Origin of the sequence: Methylobacterium sp. BTF04 (assembly GCF_010692745.1) — a bacterium.
In the GTDB taxonomy this organism is placed as follows: Bacteria; Pseudomonadota; Alphaproteobacteria; order Rhizobiales; family Beijerinckiaceae; genus Methylobacterium.
The window spans coordinates 14,755-29,249 of record NZ_JAAHTB010000044.1; the positions used below are offsets into that span (position 1 = coordinate 14,755).

The 14,495-nt window shown below is 62.7% G+C and carries 13 protein-coding genes; 6 read left to right on the plus strand and 7 right to left on the minus strand.

Going from position 1 to position 14,495, the window contains the following annotated elements:
* Nucleotides 1–370 precede the first annotated feature (370 nt).
* Genes G3T14_RS19675 through G3T14_RS19685 form a run of 3 tightly spaced genes read right to left on the minus strand, consistent with a single transcriptional unit; the run spans nt 371 to nt 4,610 of the window.
* Nucleotides 371–2,245: a TniQ family protein gene (locus tag G3T14_RS19675; protein WP_163644238.1), complete on the minus strand. Its 1,875-nt coding sequence runs from the start codon at nt 2,243–2,245 to the stop codon at nt 371–373.
* Entirely contained in the window at nt 2,242–3,327 is a 1,086-nt protein-coding gene (locus G3T14_RS19680) for a TniB family NTP-binding protein (RefSeq protein WP_163644239.1), read from the minus strand. Before G3T14_RS19680 ends, G3T14_RS19675 begins: the two co-directional genes overlap by 4 nt.
* A gap of 2 nt (nt 3,328–3,329) precedes the next feature.
* Complete coding sequence (locus tag G3T14_RS19685) at nt 3,330–4,610, minus strand: Mu transposase C-terminal domain-containing protein (protein WP_163644240.1); 1,281 nt, start codon at nt 4,608–4,610, stop codon at nt 3,330–3,332.
* Here G3T14_RS19685 and G3T14_RS19690 point away from each other — a divergent pair.
* Together G3T14_RS19690 and G3T14_RS19695 are read left to right on the plus strand one after the other, a co-directional pair.
* Nucleotides 4,602–4,841 (plus strand): hypothetical protein, encoded by a 240-nt coding sequence (locus tag G3T14_RS19690; RefSeq protein ID WP_163644241.1) that lies wholly within the window; start codon nt 4,602–4,604, stop codon nt 4,839–4,841. The genes G3T14_RS19685 and G3T14_RS19690 overlap by 9 nt on opposite strands.
* Nucleotides 4,842–5,063: 222 nt before the next feature.
* Entirely contained in the window at nt 5,064–5,552 is a 489-nt protein-coding gene (locus tag G3T14_RS19695; protein ID WP_163644242.1) for a hypothetical protein, read from the plus strand.
* 41 nt (nt 5,553–5,593) lie between these two features.
* On the opposite strand, the gene G3T14_RS19700 is transcribed toward G3T14_RS19695, so the two are convergent.
* From G3T14_RS19700 to G3T14_RS19715, 4 genes are all read right to left on the minus strand, one after another.
* Nucleotides 5,594–6,187 (minus strand): hypothetical protein, encoded by a 594-nt coding sequence (locus tag G3T14_RS19700; RefSeq protein WP_163644243.1) that lies wholly within the window; start codon nt 6,185–6,187, stop codon nt 5,594–5,596.
* A 728-nt stretch (nt 6,188–6,915) separates the two neighbouring features.
* Nucleotides 6,916–7,188 carry a hypothetical protein gene (locus G3T14_RS19705; RefSeq protein ID WP_163644244.1) on the minus strand — a complete coding sequence of 91 codons (273 nt, stop codon included), beginning with the start codon at nt 7,186–7,188 and terminating at the stop codon, nt 6,916–6,918.
* Entirely contained in the window at nt 7,181–9,211 is a 2,031-nt protein-coding gene (locus G3T14_RS19710; protein WP_163644245.1) for an AAA family ATPase, read from the minus strand. Before G3T14_RS19710 ends, G3T14_RS19705 begins: the two co-directional genes overlap by 8 nt.
* A gap of 154 nt (nt 9,212–9,365) precedes the next feature.
* Nucleotides 9,366–9,578, minus strand: a complete 213-nt coding sequence (locus tag G3T14_RS19715) for a hypothetical protein (protein WP_163644246.1) — start codon at nt 9,576–9,578, stop codon at nt 9,366–9,368.
* Nucleotides 9,579–10,100: 522 nt separating this feature from the next.
* Here G3T14_RS19715 and G3T14_RS19720 point away from each other — a divergent pair.
* From G3T14_RS19720 to G3T14_RS19735, 4 genes are all read left to right on the plus strand, one after another.
* Complete coding sequence (locus G3T14_RS19720) at nt 10,101–10,784, plus strand: VWA domain-containing protein (RefSeq protein WP_163644247.1); 684 nt, start codon at nt 10,101–10,103, stop codon at nt 10,782–10,784.
* Nucleotides 10,781–11,599 (plus strand): PP2C family serine/threonine-protein phosphatase, encoded by an 819-nt coding sequence (locus G3T14_RS19725; RefSeq protein WP_163644248.1) that lies wholly within the window; start codon nt 10,781–10,783, stop codon nt 11,597–11,599. Before G3T14_RS19720 ends, G3T14_RS19725 begins: the two co-directional genes overlap by 4 nt.
* A gap of 93 nt (nt 11,600–11,692) precedes the next feature.
* On the plus strand, nt 11,693–13,567 hold the full coding sequence (locus G3T14_RS19730) for a protein kinase domain-containing protein (RefSeq protein ID WP_163644249.1): 1,875 nt from the start codon (nt 11,693–11,695) through the stop codon (nt 13,565–13,567).
* 551 nt (nt 13,568–14,118) lie between these two features.
* The coding region (locus G3T14_RS19735; RefSeq protein ID WP_163644250.1) for a metallophosphoesterase at nt 14,119–14,495 on the plus strand (377 nt) is incomplete at its 3' end.

Below are 14,495 nucleotides of genomic sequence, written 5' to 3' on the forward strand. Positions count from 1 at the left end.
GCCAGAGCTGGAAGCGCGCGCCAGATATCTGAAATCTCTGGGCGTTCGCGAACATAGGAGGGGCCGCCCTTACAATAAGGGCGGCCCTTATTACTCTAGGTTGATTTGGAACGGAGCTTCGGGGTTCCAAAGCGGATCATTAGGTGGGCTATTAGCTGTAAGGAGCAGGGAAGTTTGGCAGCATTTTTACGCATAAGCCACTGAAAAGATGGGTTTTTATAAAAAGGAAGTTTCGAACTTTGGACGTGCTGGATAGGGGAGTTTGGTCATAGTACAGAGCTTTTTATCAGTCCGATCAGCTCACCAGCCAAGCATAAAAAAAGGCCCCGGTCGAAACCGAGGCCGAAGAAGATAGATGTGTTCGATGTCTTTATTGCGGTAAAAAGAGTTGACGCGTTCGAAGACCAACATTCGATGCGATGTCGGCCATACGATAGTGACGTCGCTGGCTCTCGATTGGACTTCGTACCACTAGAATACCACACCGTCTAAGGATGTAGGCGGCCTTTTCCTTTTTGAAGCCCCATGCTGCGGCCAACTCGCTTAGCCCGATCAGATTCGTCTCCAGACGGGCCAGCTCCGTTCGCGGGATCGCATGCACCGTCCGTCCACCCTCGTTCCTGCGGACGAGCGTCGAGCGAAGGGACCCATCGTAAATCAGATGCCGTACGCGGTGGATCGGGATGCCGGCCGCCTCGGCGAAGCCCCGTACTGTGAGCGTCGGTCCCTCCGGCACCAGGATATTGCGGACATCGTCGGGCCTGACTAGGACGGAGAGGTAGCCATCGGCGTCGCGGCTGCGTCCAACAAAGGGCAACCGACGCTCGACGAGGAGGCGAACGATGTCCATGGCACCGCAGGGCACGCGCTTAGCCGCATCGATGATCGTGTAAGCGGTGGGATCCTCGACGTCCCGCGCGTCCCGAGTCAGGTCAGCCAGGAAGCTGTCAACGTGCTCCCGCATGAACGCGAGCATGCCCTTGCCTCTCGCGTCCCTCAGGTTGATCGGCTTCAGGAAGCCACCCTGCACAAGCAGTTGGCCGTGGACCCGCGGCGCGCCGATATGGCTACGAACGTCGCCGAGATCCATTGTGCCGGCCAGGGACGCCAGGAAGGGTGCCGCCGCCTTGGCCGGGAAGGTCATGAAGTGGTCGGGCGCGCGCGGCTGCCGCTCCGCGAGGAAGCCGTACTGGACCAGGGCCTTGCGAAGCCTCACTCGATGCACGCCGCTTTCCTTCGACGCGGTGCAGACCGAATGCAGGACCCGCCGCCCCACGGGCAGGCCCAAACACGTTTCACCTGGTCCGAGCGGAAGGTGCTCGATCGCGATATCGGAAAGGAAGCGGCGCAGCCCCATCAGGTCGGGGTTGCCCTTGTTCTGGTAGAGCCAGGCGTCGAGGCCTCCCAGGACGAACTTGGCGCTCCCGTTGTAGGACCTGTCCCCGGGCCGGTCCTTGATCATGTTGACGACGAAGGCCCGGACAGCGTCCGCGCCGCCAGCGACGATGTCGAAGCCGGCCTCGCCCGCGGCGAGGCGATCGGCCTCGTCGAGCGTCTTCGGAAGCGTGTTCTTCCCGTGGACGCGGATCGCCCCGATCACGTCGCAGAACCGCGCGCCGACGAAAGCGGGAAGCCCGTCGAGGAATGGGACCGCCCCGTCCCGGTGCCTTCCCGACAGGCGTCCCACGAGGTACCGCTCCGGGCGCGTCGCCCGACGCGGCGTCAGGGATGCGAGGAGGGCGGGAAGGGGATCTGGCATCCCGCGAAGGTCGGCGACGATGTCGTGGATCGTGGGCCGCCGGCCCGAGGCGATGCTGACTAGCGGAACGTCGTGCAGCGGACATGCACCAACGAGGAGCGTCCCCCACCAGAAGCGGGCATGCATCGCGATCTCCGGAGGCAGGTCCGAGTTCGCGGCATCCTCTAGGAGGCATGCGGGGCAGACCCGCGTCGTGCCGCGACCCATCCAGCGGAGAGGGATCCGGTGACCTCCGACGACGTAGCTCTGGTTCTCCTCTCGCGCGAAGGAGGCCGCGACGAGGGCGGCCGGATCCACCCCTGCCATAGTCGCCAGACGCCGGAGCTCGTTCGGGTCCCCGTCGACCACATCCTGAAACCGCAACTCGACATCCCGGCAGAAGTCTGTCGAAAGATCGACGCCGTTGCGGGCGGCGAGGCGCGAGAGGTAGCTCTCGCCCGGCTCGTCGACCCCGTGGGGGATCGTCAGGCGCAGGGGGGCGTTCACGACCGATCCCCCTTCTTATCCTTTGAGCGGACGGTCTTACCCTTCTTCGTGACCGCCGGATCTGGCTTGTCCCGGGTGGCAAGCATCCGCCAAACGTCGACCGCCTTGTAGTCAGACCTGGCGTAGGGGTTCCATTGGGGCAGATTGCCCGTCCTCTCCCCGAACGACTTTTCGAAATGGCTCACCTTAAGGTCGGTGGCCTTGACGCCAAGGGCATAGCGGATGGCGCTATGGATCTCCTCGACTAGAATTCCCAGGCGGTTGTCGCTTGCGTGTACGAGACGCGGCAGCAGCCGCGTGATCTCATCCGCCGAAACATTGAGGCTGGCCAGCTTCGCGTAGGACTTCGTGGCCTCCGTCAGCATGGCTGTATCGGACGGCAAGCCGATAGAGAGAAGGCTGATCCACCCGGCACGCCGGGAGACCTGGTCGTCCGTCGAGATGAAATCGGCGACTTGCGGCAATCCGGAAAGGATGAAGGCGACCGGATGCACGGGATCGACCATCAGCGCCTTGATAGAATTGAGTAGCTTCTGCCTTTCGGTGCCATCTCGAAGCTGAGTGCCATGCTGAGCCTCGTCGATGTGAATGATCAGCACGCCGAGCGATGGCAGACGCTTGCGGATAATGTTCCAGATTTCGGGGCCATCGATGCGTGTTCTGGTGACGGTGTACCCAGTTGCTGCGAGGATGGCCTTGCCGAGTTCCTTCACCCCACATGGGCTTGGTGCGGACAAAGATAGCAGGGGGCCCTGCTCTCCCTCAGTGGTTCCGAGCGCAGGATGGGTCGAGAAAAGGCGCTTGAGGCTCCGTGTCTTCCCAGCCCCACTCGGACCTAGCACCAGCAACAGGTTTACTTCGCCAGCATCGCTCCCATCATCGTCGCGCCCTTCGGGGTCAGGCCTTTCGCACATGTCAGCCAGCAGCTTGTCGAATGCGGCGAGTAGGATGTCGTCACGCTTTGTCTTGATGTAGCGCCGGCGCACCTTCTCCATCACGCTAGGGGTGCTGTCACCTTGACGAAGGGACAGCCTCAGGCGCTCCCGAGCGGAAACGGAAAGGTTCAGATTTTGCTCGTTCATGACTAATCCTCGAAGTCGAAGGTGCTGTCGTCCGTATCGTCTGGGGCGTCCTGGATGGGTTCCGGCGGACGACGTGCTCGCGGCGTCTTCGGCTCGACAGGAACCTGTGGCGGGCTTGCCGGCCCGGTGACGGGGATGCCGCCGGAAAGGAGACCGTCGATGTCCTCGGCAACTGTTTCGGCGACCGGATCGGGGATCGAGAACCCAAGCAGAGCGGTTCGCTCGACCTGGTCGATCTGATCGCTCGTGAGGGTCGGGTTGGCGATGCCTTCGCGATCCGCAGCGCCTCTTCCGACCGCCTCGATGGCCTCCACGGCATTCCGGACGACGTTTGCGTTGAAGTCGGCCTGTTCGCCCCTGACACGGCGCATCTCGGATGCGGCCTCGATCCAGGTCTCGACATCGATGCCGGCTACATCTTGCCGGACGCATCGCGCCGCGTGCCAATCGCGTCGAATGCGGACCGAGATCTCTCCGATATCGGACGGATCGAGCTTGATTTCGATTTCCACGATTCCGCGGTCGAGGAATTCCTCGACAAGGGCGTCACTCCAGTAGCGAACCCCCAGGATGCGAATTCCCTCCTGATTGAGGGTCCGAACAAGTGGGATGCCGAAGATGCTGCGCCGGACGTGCGGATCGGGAGGTGCGGTGGTCCCGTAAAGCTCGACGGCCTCCAGCCACGCGTTCCGGGGCGTCGCACCGCTGAGACCGTCATGCTTGGTGGCATGATAGACATCGACCACCCAGCGCACGATCACCCAGGCGAGGTCTCGCGTATCCAGATTGGCGAGCTTCTCCGCGGGATAGTCCCCGCGCGCCAGCATGTTCTCGAAGGTCCGGCCGTGGAACCGCGAGATCAGCCGCATGTGAACGGTCTTGAAGAACCGCTCCATGGTTCCGCGCAGGCTAGGCACGCCACCGGGCGGAATGATGTGATCGCAGCCGAGGCTCGCGACCGCCAGGCCGAAATCGTCCGCCGTGAAGGCGCTCCCCCCATCGGTGGCGATGAGCTCGGGCGTGCCGTGCATATCCCACGGCAATGCCGCTCCGACGGCATCGGCAAACTTGCCCTTGTCGCTCACGATGGCCTGAACGACCGCGACGGCATCGGCCGAGGTGGGTGTCTCGGACAGGTGCATCCCGAGGATGACCTTGGTCGCCACGTCGATTGCTACGCAAAGGTGCATCCTGCCGATGCGGCGACGCATATTGCGGTTGAGCCTGTCCCACAGCCCGAGGGCGACGAGAATGCTCTTTAGGTGAACCTCCCAATGATCCATCTCGACACGTTCGAGTGGAAGGACGATCCCCATGCCTTGACTGACGGGGCTGTTCTTCCGTCGAGCGGCATCACCCCCGTTCCGCCCTGCTACGACACGGATGTTCCGGAGGCTGTCGAGATGATCGTTGAGTTGCTTTCGAGAAGGACAAGCGATCTTGGCATCGTCCGCCCGGTCTTCGTTCAGTGCGACAATGAAGTTACGCATCCGCTCCAGGAGCAAAGCCTTTGAAGGTTGTTCACGAGTGCCGTAATCGACGGCCATCTGCTCCAGGACGGCATAGGCTTCCGTGCAGATAGGCCTTGGGGCCGCTCCGCAGTTTCCGTAATTGTCCCGCATCCCCCACGGGACACGCCCAGAGGCGATATACTTCTTCCACCACTTCCAAAAAGTCGGTGCCGGCGGCATCTTACGGAGAGAGATTTCTGGCTTTCCCGAAGTGGGGACACCACGTTGCCGACCGCCCCGACGCTTAGTCTCGCCATCCGAGGACGCGCTGGAGCTCGCCGGTGCAGCCTTGGATGGGCGCCGAAGAGTTGGACGAACCTTCGCGCATTCGAGAAGAGCGACCTCGGCGGCGATGATCGGAAGGGCCTTGGTGATCCCGCGTTCGGATCGGGTAACGACGCCCTCTCCGCAAAGCCGGTAGAAGCGGTGACAGACCTGATAGCGAAACAGGATCTCGGGCCGTTCGTGCCGAGGAACGTCATCCATGGACTGGGCAAGACCGGCCGAGCGTTGGCGGCTGACGGCTGGCGCGTAGTAATCGCGCTCGTATCGATATCCCGGGCGATGGGTGTAGGCGTCGATGGTCTCGTGCGTCAGCTCCTGTGTGAGTTCCGGAGCATCGTCCCGGCCGAACGCCCAGCCATTCGGGGTCTCCTTCGGCCGGCAATAGGCGCGGCCGCCGAGCGTTACCCGATCATGGGGGCCGAATCGTAGGCAATTGATCCGTCGAGCTGTCTGGATCGCGGGTCGAGCCATCACAGCCCTCCGTCGGCCGCGGCGTATCGGGCGACCCGCGTGGCGTAGGTGATGCCGTGAGGTCCGACGATCTTCAGGATGCCGTCGCCGATGAGGCGGACGATTGCCCGAAAGGCTCGGCCCTTGAGACCGCTGGTGCGAACGAGATCTCCAACGGTGGTGACCCCCAGTAGGGTCTCCACGATCGCAGCGACCGCCTTGTCGTCTTCCGGCCGGTTGTCTCGCCTCACCGCTCTGAGAAGCTTCGCGTCGCGAACGATTTCCCTGGGTAGGTGCCGTTCGGACATGTGTACGACACGGTCCGCGACCGACGGGTTCATGTGCGCTGCGATTGACCGAAGCGTGCTGGCGAGATCCTTTCGCACGGCACTCTCGTCAGGCCGGTAGGCGATGGCAACCTTGTCGCCATCGGCGAGCGTGACGATGAAGTCGAAGAAGTGCTGCCGGGGCTCTCCGAGATCGTCGATGTAGTCGACGGGCTCGGCCTGCTCGCGGAGGTGAACGACGTCGGATCGTGCCATCAGGGTGTGAGCGGCCGAGAGTTCGCCATAGCTCTCGACGAAAACGCGTCGCGGCGTCGGCTCATGCGTCAAGGTTCGACCACGCACATGGCCCTTCGAGGTCAAGCTGACCTGGCGATGGGCGATGGAGGGGCTGGGGGGCGTCCACGGTTCGGGTAGACGGTAAGGCTCAACCGCACCGGCGTGGCCGGCACGAGAAACAGGGTTTTCGGAAGGCATTTCGGTCACCTTTCGGTGCCGCGGGCGCAGGACATCACCCCGGTGGCGCTTGCCATCGGCTGCAAAACATGCGGTGACTATCGCCTGCGCTTACGGCGACGTACGTGCGGTCCGCCGCGAGGCGGGATTGATCGACGGCTGTTTGCTGCCAAGCCTGAGAGCCGTCGACGGTTTACGAGCGCTTTGAGCTTAGGCTTGAAGCGCTCGTTTCGTTTGGTGTCGCGGTTTCTTAATCATCACTCTTGCTCCGGTTTGGGTTCGGCTTTGCGGCATCGATTGCACCGCCGACGATGTCTTTCAGGCGCCTCGGTTTCGGCGGCCCGCCTTCGTCGACTGGTTGTAACTATTTGGCCTGAACTAGCAAATCTCAGAAAACGAACGGCTAAGCTTGCTTAAAAGCCTAGCGATTCCAAATGGGGAATCGGCCAGGCACCCCCCTAAAAACGGACGCGTCGCGGCACCTCCGCGACAACTTTTTTCGCCTCGGATGCATTTTTTTCATCTGCATGGCGTGCGTCACGGCGGTGGGACGGCCGTTCCGGCCCGACGGTCTGCCGACATCTCGGTCGGATCGCGTCATGTCACCGATTCCCCTTGGTTGTATCCCCGACGCCGCCGACGCGTGCGTCACTGGCAGGCCCAGGAAAATGAATGACGTTGGGCAGCGACCGGCTTTCGGCACTCCAACGCACTGACCTCGCGCGGTCTTCAGCCTTGCGCATTGCCGCGGCCCCCATCGCGAGCATGATCTCGCCGGCGAGGAGATCGAATTCTCCCTCGTCCAGAGTGCTGCGCATCCGCAGGACCCTCTTGAAAATTTCGGCGGTGAGGTCGTCGAGATCGAGCTCAGACATCGTGGCCTCCCAGGGTGGTGATGAAAGGCGACGTCGCCCTGAGCTGCGAGATCAGGGCCCGCACCTGATCGCCCGCCATGATGCGGGCGACGACCAGTCTTTGGGCCAAGGCGTCGATCAGGCCCCTGTTTTCGTCGACGAATTCCCTCGCGCGAAGGTACAAAATATTCAGGTCAGCCTCGACGCGACGGCGCATTTCGGGGTCGTGGCGCATCCATTCCCTGGCCTCCGCATCCGAGGCCCGGTGCAGGAGCGAGCCGCCCAGGCCCATGCTGACATGCATGGAGGCGAGCATGCTGGTGGCCAGGCCGAGGTCGCTGGCGTAGGCGCCGCTAGAACCGGAATTCGCCTCGCCGAAGGCCTCGTCGGTGGCCCTTCCGGCAAGGACGGTGGTGACGTAGGCCTCAATGGACGTCTTCGTCAGGATCGTGGCCCGCGGCATGGACGTCCTGGTAAGGCCCCCAAGCCCGTGGGACATGACATTGCTGAGGCTGACGACTTGGCCAGGACCCAGCAGGGTCACGGCAAGGCCGTGCCCGCATTCGTGGCGGGCGCAGGAAAGCGCCTCCTCGGGTGACCTCGGGTCGGGCGGTGCGATCTCGCGGACGAGGTCGTCGAGCCGCATCGGACGGCCGGCGTCCCGAGCCCTGCGCCGGGCTCCCGCGACCCAGGCGGTGGCCTCGGCCCCGGTGGCGCCCACGCCGATGCTGGCCGGCAACGACAGGTCGGCACCGTCGAGGACGTCCGGCCCCAGGTGCTGCCTGATGATGCCGGCCAGGCCGTCGGCGTCGGGCTTCTCGACGGTGATGACCCGACCGAGACGACCGGGCCGCAACAGGGCCGGATCGATCAGTTCGGGATAGTTGCTGGCACCGATCAGGATGATCTTGTCCGTGTTGCCGGAGATCGCATTCTCGAATGTCGTGAGACAATGGTTGATCAAAGGGGCCCAATAGTCTCTGTTGCGTGATCCTAGTGATGATCTGGACGGGATGCCATCCATCTCGTCTACGAAAATCAAAACTGGCGCCATTTGAGATGCCATTGTGAAGACACGGTCAATTTCCTTTACAATTTCATTTAGGTATCCATTTGTCTGTGAAAACCAAAGCGCAACAGATGTGCTAATGAGTGGAATTTCCAGCGTCTTAGCGATACTACGTACAAGCGTAGTCTTGCCAGTGCCGGGCTCACCTGCCAACAGTACAGATCTTTCGAGGGCGCTCCATTCCATTCGCCCGGCCTTCCATTCCGAAAAATCATGGGCGAGCCTGGAAGCATATTCGCCGGCGCGTCCGTAGCCGGAAATCTCGGACAGCAGGGGCACGTCCGCGAGGTTCGGATCGATGGTCGCGTTGGCCTTGGAGGCCGCGATCAGCCGGCGGACGCAGGCCCCCGCCGACGTCCCCTTGCGCAGGGATGCGGCCAAGACATCGAAACTGAGGCCCTGGGCGACGTCCTGGGGCATGCGACCGGCCTTGCGGCCCGTGACGCTCAGGATGGCTTGGCGGATGACGCCGTTGGAGGGAGGAGCGACCTTGATCCGCACGTCGGCGGCAGCGAGGAGCGCCGACGGCAGGTACCGCTCCGGCGCCTGCGAGACGCCCAGGACCCGGCCTCCGGCGCCGAGGAAATCCCCGACTTCAGCATTGCCATGGTCACTCTTGTCGGTGGTCCGGGCGCTGCCGCTCCTGGCGAGGACGTGGTTGAAGCGTGTCAGGGTCTCGGCGGCCGTGCGGATCGCCGGAACCCAATCCGCGGACGGTACCTCAACAACGACCCCGGCCCCGCCGGAGCGCAGCATCCGAAGGCGGTCCTCGGTCGTCAGGGACTCGTTCAAGGCGTGGAGGGCGATGTAGAAGCGCGAGGATCGGATCTCCGGTTCCATCAGGTCGATGGGACGCCGGCCGTCCGGGATTTCATCGAGGAAGTCGTGCAGAGCCTGGGCGGTGTCATTACGGCGCTTAGGGGCGGACTTGGCCTTCCGGGCGGCCTTGGCGGTGGTCTTGTTCGTTGTCGTCATGGCTGCCTCCGTCGCGAGGCAGCCGGGCTCAATCGAGCGCGCCGGTCAGGCCTCGTAGGGTTGTCGGGAAAGGGGTGCGCGGGCTGGTTTTCGTGGTTTCATCGGGAGTCTCCGGATTGGGGGGCCGTCGTGGTGGGGATGGTTTTCCCGGTCGTCAGCGCGACGGCTTGCCGGCCGCGGTCATGCGGTGATCCAGCGTCGTGAGGACAACCTTCAGAGTGCCGGCGAGGCCATCCTCGTGGCGTGCGCCGACCTCGAATAGTCGTCGGACCACCCTGCCGAGCAGGGCGTCAGTGCTGGCCGCGCGCGGCGGCGGGTCCTCGAACGAGGGGTAAGGCTGGAGGGGTCGGATCGGGGTATCGGACATGACGGTCGCCTCGAAATGGAGGCGAGTAGGCGCATACGCGCCGGTCAGGCCTCGTCGACGGAGAAGGGAAGTGGGTGGCTGCCTGGGGCGGGCAAGCGCGTCATGGCTATGAGGCGACGGTCGGCGTGCATAAACTCGTCCTCCTCTCGTCTGTCCAACGGGCTTGCGACCGATCCCCATCGGGGATCGAGAACGACATAGGAACATCCAAGTGTTCGAGCAAGCTTAATTCGATACGCGAGTTCGATCATGTTCGAGAGCTGTGGATCCCGCGCATAACCGCCCCGCGGGACCTTAGGGACACCCGCACCGGGTTCCGAATGCGAGCCCGACGAGGCCACGTAGCGCGTAGCGTTCCCCGTACGTGTTACAATCGGGCACCAAGCGTCCGGTGTGTCCCTTCTCACCAAAGAAGCTCGACATCGCAATCAGCAGCCCCCCTAAGGTGGCGCTGGGGCTGGATGGATTGCACCGAATCTGACTGTATCCATCAAGCGAGATCGATCCTCAAAAGGCATACCGATGAGCGATGAGAACTACGATCAACGACCCTTCGGCAGCGTCGAGTTCGCCGAAAACCCCGAGAACCGGTGCCCGGTGATCCTTCTGCTCGACAACTCCGGTTCGATGGGAGGAAGGCCGATCCAGGAGCTAAACGCCGGCCTGCAAGTCTTTCGGGATGAGCTTTTCGCGGACTCACTCGCAGCCAAGCGTGTCGACGTGGCGATCGTCACCTTTGGCCCGGTCAAGGTCGAGATGGATTTCGTCGGCGTCCAACACTTCCATGCGCCGACGCTGTCGGTTGTCGGAGACACCCCGATGGGTGCCGCCATCGAGCAATCCCTGTCCCTGCTCCGTTCCCGCAAGGATGCCTACAAGAGCAATGGCATCGGGTATTACCGCCCGTGGGTCTTCCTCATCACGGATGGTGGCCCGACCGACTCGGTGTCGCGAGCCTCGCAACTCATCCGCGAGGGAGAGGATGCAAAGGCATTCATGTTTTTTGCGGTGGGGGTGAAAGGGGCCAACTTCGAGGTCCTGAAGCAGATTAGCGTGCGCGAGCCACTGCAACTGGACGGCCTTCGCTTCCGGGATCTGTTCAAGTGGCTATCCGCCTCCCTGTCGGCGGTCTCGAAATCTCGCATCGATGACACCCCCGCCCTTTCGAACCCGACAGGACCCAGCGGCTGGGCAGTCGCCGGATGACACCGAAGGCTCAGTGGAGTTGGATCGGTGCCTGCGCCATCGGGACCTCCCATGCCAGGGAGGAGGCCCCGTGCGACGATGCCGGCGCATGTATCGAGGTTCGGACCCCGACCGGCTCCGCATTGGTGGCCGTGGTTTCCGACGGGGCCGGCAGCGCGAAGCTTTCGCGTTACGGTTCGGCCATCGTCGCCCGAGGTTTCTGCCAGGCCGTTGCGACTTTCCTGCGGGCAGGTGGCAGCGTGTCCGCCGTGGACGAGGCCAGGGCACGGGATTGGCTCGACGAGATCCGCGACCGCATCAACGGTCGTGCCAATGTCCTCGGTGACATGCCTCGATCTTTCGCCGCGACCATGGTGGGTGCCATCATCGCGGACGATGCTGCCGTAGTCGTTCATGTGGGAGACGGGGCCTGTGCGTGCCGTATCGAGGGCGAAACGGAATGGCGCGTACCCAGCTGGCCGGCCCAGGGAGAATATGCGGCTACGACCTACTTCGTGACCGATGACCCGGAACCGCGGGTCAACGTCGTCGCGCTCGACGGGCGAATCGAGGAGGTCGCCGTCTTCACCGATGGGATGGAGCGCCTTGCCCTGGATTTCGGTGCGAGGGTCGCGTTCGACCGCTTCTTCGAGAGCATGTTTCCAGCCCTTCGCCGGACGCCGGAGGGGCGGCAGCGCCGCTTATCCATGGACCTCAGGAACTTCCTGGATAGCCCGCAGGTCACGGATCGCACCGAGGATGACAAGACCCTGGTGCTGGCTCGCCGTATCCCGCGCGGCGTCGCCGCCTCATCGGCCACGGCCAGGATCGATTGAGCCCATCCCGGCATGAGTGTCCTGCAGTATCGAACGAGATCCGGAGCAACCGTAAGGCTGAGCGCCCCTCTGGGTCAGGGCGGCGAGGGAACCGTGAGTTCCGTCGAGGGACCGGGCGAACTCGCGGCCAAGATCTATAAGGCGGGCCTCGCGGCCGGGCGCGAGAGCAAGGTGCTCGCCATGGTGGATGCGCGCCTGCACGCGACCAACCAGTTCGTGGCCTACCCCCTGGATGCCCTCTTCGACATGCGGTCGGGTACGTTCGCCGGCTTCACGATGCGGAAGGCCAGCAATCGGAAAGAGGTCCACGAGCTCTACTCGCCCAGCAGCCGCAAGACGGCGTTCCCTTCGGCGACGTTCCCATTGCTGGTGCGCGCCATGGCGAACGTAGCGAGGGCCATGGCAAGCGTTCATGCCTCGGGATGCGTCGTCGGTGACGTAAACCACTCGGTGGTCATGGTCGCCTCTGACGCCACCATCACGCTGATCGACAGCGACTCGTTTCAGTTCAAGGCGGCCGAGAAGGTTTTCCCGTGCAAGGTCGGCACTCCCGATTTCACGCCCCCCGAGCTTCAGGGTCAATCCTTCGAGGGCGTCCTACGAACGGCGAACCATGATGCGTTCGGGTTGGCAACACTCGTCTTCATGACGCTCTTCATGGGCCGGTTCCCATTCGTTGGACGGTTCAAGGGGGCCGGCGACATGCCGGATATCGAGCGCTCGATCAGGGAGTACCGTTTCGCTTACTCGAACCGCCGTGCGGCGACGCAGATGGAGCCTCCGCCTCACGTGCCGACGTTGGCAGATCTGCCGCTACCGCTTGCAGATGCCTTCGAGCGAGCCTTCGGCCCCCTCGGGGTCAGCCCATCCGGAAGGCCAACCGCCTCCGACTGGGTCGGGCTCCTCGACAGGGCCGAGGCCGACTTGGTCAAGTGCAATCAAAGCGCCAGCCACCATCACTTCCGCCAGGCGACCGGCTGCCCCTGGTGTCGAATGGAGCGGGGTTTCCCTGGCTTCGTCGCCTTCGTCCCGACGGTATCGACGAGCGCTCCCGGCGGCGCTCCTATCGACCTGGGCCAACTCATCGCCGCCATTCGCGGCATTCCGGACCCTGGGCCTGCCCCGGATCTGGCCAAGCTCATGCCTGTCTTACCCAATCTTGTACCGAGCCCGGCGACGAAAGGCGCCGGGCGTTCGCGGGTAGGCCGCAGGTTTGCCGGAGTGGTGAGCGGCTTCGCGGGCATCGGGCTGTTCAGCTTGGGCGGCGGAGGGGCGCTTTTCGGGATCATCGCCCTGATCGTGGCTTTCGGCTTAATGTTCAGCCCTCCGGAGATCGTGGGGACCTTGAGAAAGGCCGCGAAAGCATCACAGGCAGAATGGGAGACGGCCAAGCGGCAGTTCGAACAGTCGGCAGGCAATGCTACTTTCTTAAAGGCAAGGCAGGACGCAGAAACGCTCATCCAGCAGGTGCATAACCTTCCTGGTGAAGAAGCCCGTCGCATCGCCGCCTTGGATGCAAAGCGACGCGATCTTCAGATGCAGAGGCATCTGGAGCGGTTCAAGATCGCTCAGGCAAAGATCTCAGGAGTTGGAGAGACTCGCAAGCTGACTCTGCGTTCCTATGGCATCGAGACTGCAGCGGACGCCGACTACAACAAGATCGTGGCGATACGCAACTTCGGACCCGCAACTGCAAACAATATCATTAAGTGGCGACGTACGGCCGAAGCGAAATTCGCCTTCGATCCCAGCAGGCCGGTAGATCCACAAGACGTAGCGGCCATAAAAGCTGACGTCATGAAAAGTCGGACGGATCTCGTTCAGAGGTTGCGCCAGACGACTGCCGATCTGCAAAAATTAGCTTCAGATGTGAAATCCTCGCGTACGTCACCGGCTTCACAATACATCGCAACTTGGACCGCGCACCGTCAGGCCGAGGTTGACATGAAAGCATTAAACGTCTTCTAATTTATAAGTCGTAGTTTTTATATGTAATAGTGGATGCAACTATAGCGACCCTTCGTACCGCAAATTGAGAAAATTTACTGGGCTTTTTAACTTGAGAATTGCGTCATCGCGTACGTGTGCAACCGGCAGCGACCATTCCTCCACGGCTTACGAGGATCATGCCCCGATTGATCGGGGACGCGGGCATGGTCGTGAAGCAGGACGTTTGGGATGCCGCGGATCGGATACATACCCGTAAGCCTATGAATGGGTAACTGCAGGAAAGGGTTTAGGTCCGCTCCAGCTATCCGGAATCAACGATTCCTTAACCATGACCGACCGCATTTCGTAGGGGCCGTCCTCAGGATGGCTGTGATCGTGTGGAAAGCGGCCAAGGGACGGGCTTTGCCGGTGGATCCAGTTCGCCCGCCGCTTGCGGCAGGGACGGAGGCGATGCGATCGACACGTCAGACCAGGAGTGCGCGACCGATGAAAGCCAGGGACCACCACCCGATCCCCTGACCCCGGAGCGCCAGTAGCGACAAGCGGCCTCCGTCATCCCGGAGGCTATCATGCCAAGAACACTTTTTTCCGCCGACACGCATTTCGGACATCGCGGCATCCTCAGTCCGCGCATGCCGCGACCGCGTCCGTTCGACACCATCGAAGCCCATGACGAGGCCCTGGTCGCCGCCTGGAACAAGGCGGTTCGACCAAACGACATCGTCTGGCACCTCGGAGATTTCGCCTACAAGTGCGGCCTCGATTACGCCGCGGCGGTCCAGGCGCGCCTGCACGGTCGCATCCACCTGATCCGAGGCAACCACGACCACGGGCTGGGGGATCGCCTTCAATGGGCCGGACCCGTCGTCGACGTCCAACGGGTCTTCGTTCGTATTCATCCGGCGTGGACCGCGGGGGTCCTATTTCGTCATGATGCGGCGGATAT

What these genes read in the sequence shown, in the direction of transcription:
- G3T14_RS19690 (WP_163644241.1), top strand. Translation starts at nt 4,602, where the DNA reads ATGATCCATCTCGACACGTTCGAGTGGAAGGACGATCCCCATGCCTTG.
- G3T14_RS19725 (WP_163644248.1), top strand. Translation starts at nt 10,781, where the DNA reads ATGACACCGAAGGCTCAGTGGAGTTGGATCGGTGCCTGCGCCATCGGG.
- G3T14_RS19685 (WP_163644240.1), bottom strand. Translation starts at nt 4,610, where the DNA reads ATGGATCATTGGGAGGTTCACCTAAAGAGCATTCTCGTCGCCCTCGGG.
- G3T14_RS19720 (WP_163644247.1), top strand. Translation starts at nt 10,101, where the DNA reads ATGAGCGATGAGAACTACGATCAACGACCCTTCGGCAGCGTCGAGTTC.
- G3T14_RS19715 (WP_163644246.1), bottom strand. Translation starts at nt 9,578, where the DNA reads ATGTCCGATACCCCGATCCGACCCCTCCAGCCTTACCCCTCGTTCGAG.
- G3T14_RS19710 (WP_163644245.1), bottom strand. Translation starts at nt 9,211, where the DNA reads ATGACGACAACGAACAAGACCACCGCCAAGGCCGCCCGGAAGGCCAAG.
- G3T14_RS19705 (WP_163644244.1), bottom strand. Translation starts at nt 7,188, where the DNA reads ATGTCTGAGCTCGATCTCGACGACCTCACCGCCGAAATTTTCAAGAGG.
- G3T14_RS19680 (WP_163644239.1), bottom strand. Translation starts at nt 3,327, where the DNA reads ATGAACGAGCAAAATCTGAACCTTTCCGTTTCCGCTCGGGAGCGCCTG.